Below are 4,425 nucleotides of genomic sequence, written 5' to 3'. Positions count from 1 at the left end.
GTGCGGGGTGGCGCGCGTCGGCGGGGCCTCCATGCCGAACGGATCCGACGGCTCGGACGCCACGGCGGTCGGCGGAGCCGGCGGCGGCGTCGCCGGATGGGCGGGCGGCTGGACGGGCGGCGGCTCGGGCGCGGACGGCGGCGGCACCGGAGCGGCGGCCGGAGGCGGGGCGGGCGCGACCGCGGGCGGCGGGCCCGGCGCGTCCTTCGCCGGCTCGGGCACCGGCGCCACCGGCTGGTCGCCGCCCGCGCCGCGCTCGGCGGCCAGATGCTCCCGCGCGGCCTTGATGATGTCCCACGCCGACAGCTCGTCGGTGGACGGCGGGGTGTGCATCGCCGGGGACGTCAGCTCCGCCGCCACCGCCTGCGGCACCGCGAACCCCGTCGCCGGCGGCGGGACCTGCGCCAGCCGGCACCACGTCAGCCCGAGGGTGTAGGTGGTGGCCAGCAGCGCGGCCAGCGCGTCGGGGTCGTCGCTGCGCAGCGCGTCCGGGAGCCGCCCGTCGCGCGGCCACAGCGACCGCAGCGGGTTGGCCGGGTCGCCCAGCACCGCCTGCACCGTCCGGGCGCTGTCGGCGTCCAGCCACCGCTGCAGCGCCGGCAGCGCGCCCGGCGCGGCCTGCAGGTCGGCGGCCAGCACCGCGACCCCCGCGCGGCGGACCTCGTCGTGCGCCCGCCCCGGCGCCGCCGGGCGCGGCCCGGTCAGCTCCGCGACGATCTGCTGCAGGTCGTACAGCGCCAGCCGCAGGTACTCGCCGGGCGCGGTGTCGCGGACCATCGGCGTGGCGAACTCCGCCGGGCAGCGGCGCCGCCACTCCTGCACGATCGCGTCCGGCCCGTACCGGACGGTCGCCAGGTCCTGGTTGACCAGCCGCAGCGACGCCGCCGTGATCGCCGCGAGCGCGTCCGCGCCCGGACGGAACCGCACGTCGGCCTGCAGCCCCGCCGCGACCTCGTACATCACGCGGGCGATGTGGGCGGCGCCGCCGCCGTCGCCGGCGCCGAGGCGGTGCACGTAGTAGCCGGCCAGGGTGCCGAGGTCGGGCGGCATCATCCAGTGCAGCTGCTCGGCCGAGGTGGTCAGGAACGGGATGAACGACTCGATCAGCGGATGCTCGGTCAGCGCCACCGGCGACCCCGCGCACCACAGCAGCGCGCCCCACGCCGCCGCGACCGTGGACGGCGTGCCGGGCTGGAACATCGGGTCGCGCTGCACGAACTGCTGCGGGTTGACCGCCAGCGCGGTGGTCAGCGCCTGGGAGATCCGCGCCACGACCGCGGTGTCGGGGACGGGCCCGAGGAACCCCAGCGGCGCGACCCGCCCCGCCGACAGGTCCGGGCCGGTCGGGAACAGCTGCGGCGGGACGGGCGGCGTCCCGGCCCCCTGCGGCGCGGGGACGGCGACGCGGCGGTCCTCGAACCCGGCGGGCGGCGGGCAGGGATGCCAGGTGCCGTCCAGGCCGCACCGGTACCAGCGGCCCCACGCCCCGTACAGCCACCACTCCCCGGCGCCCCACAGCATCCGCGCGGCGATCTGGGCGGCGCGGTCGGCGGGCGGCGCGGTCTGCCACCAGGGGGAGGCGACCAGCTCGCGCACGTTGCCCTCGACGGAGGCGAACAGGTCCCCGCCCGGGCCGCCTCCGGTACCGCCGGGTCCGCCGGGTGCTCCGGTTCCGCCGGGCCCCGCCCCGGCCGCCTGCCAGCTCATCCGGCGATAGTAGTGGCCGCGGGCGGACCGTCCGGCACCGCACGAATCAATCGCCCCGGACGGGATCGTCCCGGTTCGCGAGCCGGTGCGCGGGGCGGTGCGCCACCCGTCGACGTGTAAGGAGTGTTATGTCATGATGCTCATTAGCTCGCGGGTGCGGGCGGCGCGACGGCGGTGACGGCCCGAGCGGCCCAGGCGACGGATCGGCGACGGATCGGCGACGGATCGGGGACGGACCGGGGGGTGGCGGTGGACGGTGCGGCGCGCACCCGCGCCTGGGGCGTGGGCCTGGCGGTGTTCTCCTCGGTCTGCTTCGGCGCGTCCGGGCCGTTCGGCAAGGCGCTCATCGAGGCCGGCCTCGGCCCGCTGCAGGCGGTGTGGCTGCGGATCGCGACCGCCGCGCTGGTCCTGGTCCCGCTCGCGCTGCTCCTGCGCGGCCGGACCGCCGTGCGGGGCCTGCGCCCCAACCTGGGGCCAGTCGTCCTGTACGGGGTGACCGGCGTCGCCGGATGCCAGGCCCTGTACTTCGTCGCCGCGTCCCGGCTGCCGGTCGGCGTGGCGATCCTGCTGGAGTTCAGCGGCCCCGTCATCGTGCTGGCGTGGCTGGGGCTCGTCCGCCGCGCCCCCGTGCACCGCACCGCCGTCGCCGGGGTCGCGGTCGCGATGGCCGGGCTGACGATGGTCGTCCAGGTCTGGACGGGCCTGAGCCTGGACCCGGTCGGGCTGGCCGCCGGGATCGGCGCCGCCGCCTGCCAGGCCAGCTACTTCCTCATCGTCGACCGCCTCACCGGACGCGTCGACCCCCTGGTCATCACCGCGTCCGGCAGCGTCGTGGCCGCCGTGTCGCTCACCGCGCTCGCCACGCCCTGGTCGCTGCCCTGGGACGTGCTGCCCGCGCAGGTCCCCGTCGCCGGGCACACCGCCCCCGGCTGGACGCTGGTCGTCTGGATCGGGATCGTCAGCACCGTCCTTGCCTACCTCGCCGGAGTCGCCGGGCTGCAGCGGCTGTCGGCGCAGGTCGGCGGCGCGATCTGCTACACCGAGGCGGTCGCCGCCGCGCTCATCGCCTGGGCCGTCCTCGGCGAGCGCCTCACCCCCGCGCAGATGCTCGGCGGCGTGATCGTCCTGACCGGCGCGTACATCGCCCAGCGCGCCGCCGTCCCCCGCCCGGGCCTGCCCGCCCCGGTGCCGCTCGAGGACGGGACGGCCGCCGCGCCCGGGACCGGGATGGCCGCGCCCGCCGGAAAATGAGTGTCGGCCCCGCGACGCAGATTCCTACACTCCATGATTGCGGAGGCGAACAATCATGGACACCCCCACGCTCCTCGCCCACCTGGAGACCCACGACACCGCCCTCACCCTGCCCAGGGGAGGCGCCCTGCGCTGGGACGACGCGGACCTGCACCGCGCCGCCCACGCCGCCGGCGCCGAGGGCTACGCGCTGCTCGGCCTCGCGCCCGGAGCGCGGCCCTGGCAGCGCGCCCGCGTGCTGCTGCAGACCCTCGCCGCCTCCCAGGCCGGCCTGGACGACCCCGCCCGCGCCACCGCGGCCCGCGCCGCCCGCGTCCTGACCCTCGCCCTGCCGCCCGCGCACGTCATCACCGTCCTGCTCGCGCTGCGGCGGCTGCGCGCCAACCACAAGCACACCACCCGCGCCGTGCTGCGGTTCGTCCTGGAGCACCCCGACGCCGACGCGCTCATCGCCGCGCGCCGCCCCGCCCTGCGCGACTGCTTCGAGCACGCCCTCGGCGCCGCCACCGCCCGCGGCTGCGCCCGCCGCATCGCCGCCGGCGACACCGCCTCGGACTACCTGCGGCGCCGCCTGCTGCGGTTCCTGTCGCCGCCCGCCGCGGCGTCCGCGGACGTGTCCGCCCGCGTCCGCGCCCTCTACACCCCCGCGGCCGGCGACGCCCGCGACGGGACCGGCGGGCTCGGCGTCGGCGGGCACGGCGCCGGGGCGGCAGCGGGGATGCCGCACGAGCCCGCGCTGCCCGTGGACGCGCCGCGCGAACGGCCCGCGACCGTCACCCCGACCAACCGCGGCGACATCGCCGCGACCCTCGTCCACCTGTACCGGGGCGGGCCCGCCGAGGACCTGTACGCCGCGCTCGGCCGCCAGGTCGGCGCCGCCGCGGCCGCGTTCCCCCGCTTCGACGGGACGGTCGCGCTCGTCCTGGACGCCTCGGCGTCCATGCGCGGCCACGGCGACCGCGAATGGGCCCTGATGTCGCAGGCGGCCGCGCTGCGGATGGTCCTGTCGCAGGTGTGCGCCAGGCTGGAGGTCATCGAGGTCGGCGGCGACGAACGCGCCCCGCGCGGCGCGACCGACCTGGCGACCGGTGTCCTGGACGCCCTCGGCGCCGACCCCGACCTGGTCGCCGTCGTCTCCGACGGCTACGAGAACCTGTTCCCCGGCGACCTGGCCCGCGTCGTGGCGAGCCTGCCCGGCGCCGGCGTCGCCACCCCGGTGGTGTTCTGCCACGCCCAGTTCACCGGCGGCGACGACCTGCGGCTGCGCCGCCCCGCCCCGGCCCTGCCGCAGCGCGGGTTCTGGCACCAGGACGACTTCGCCGAGCTGCTGCCCTGGATGTTCGGGCACTGCCGGGCCGGCGCCCCGTGGCTGCGCACCGCCCTGCGCGCCCGCCTGGACGCCCTGGACCGGCAGGCCGACGCCCTGACCACCGGCCTCGCCGCCTGACCACCCCGCCCACCCCCGGG

At 78.3% G+C, this 4,425-nt stretch carries 3 protein-coding genes; 2 read left to right on the top strand and 1 reads right to left on the bottom strand.

Annotated features, from left to right (window positions below):
* The coding region (locus E1287_RS42205) for a hypothetical protein (RefSeq protein ID WP_131971587.1) at nt 1-1,707 on the bottom strand (1,707 nt) is incomplete at its 3' end.
* Nucleotides 1,708-1,950: 243 nt separating this feature from the next.
* On the opposite strand from E1287_RS42205, the gene E1287_RS42200 reads away from it, so the two are divergent.
* Entirely contained in the window at nt 1,951-2,958 is a 1,008-nt protein-coding gene (locus E1287_RS42200) for a DMT family transporter (RefSeq protein ID WP_243719820.1), read from the top strand.
* Between the two features lie 55 nt (nt 2,959-3,013).
* Nucleotides 3,014-4,405 (top strand): VWA domain-containing protein, encoded by a 1,392-nt coding sequence (locus E1287_RS42195; protein WP_131971585.1) that lies wholly within the window; start codon nt 3,014-3,016, stop codon nt 4,403-4,405.
* Nucleotides 4,406-4,425: the final 20 nt, after the last annotated feature.

The organism is Actinomadura sp. KC06 (assembly GCF_004348735.1).
In the GTDB taxonomy this organism is placed as follows: Bacteria; Actinomycetota; Actinomycetes; order Streptosporangiales; family Streptosporangiaceae; genus Spirillospora.
Note: the sequence above shows the minus strand (reverse complement) of the source record. Positions and strands in the feature narration are given on the sequence as shown.

What these genes read in the sequence shown, in the direction of transcription:
- E1287_RS42195 (WP_131971585.1), top strand. Translation starts at nt 3,014, where the DNA reads ATGGACACCCCCACGCTCCTCGCCCACCTGGAGACCCACGACACCGCC.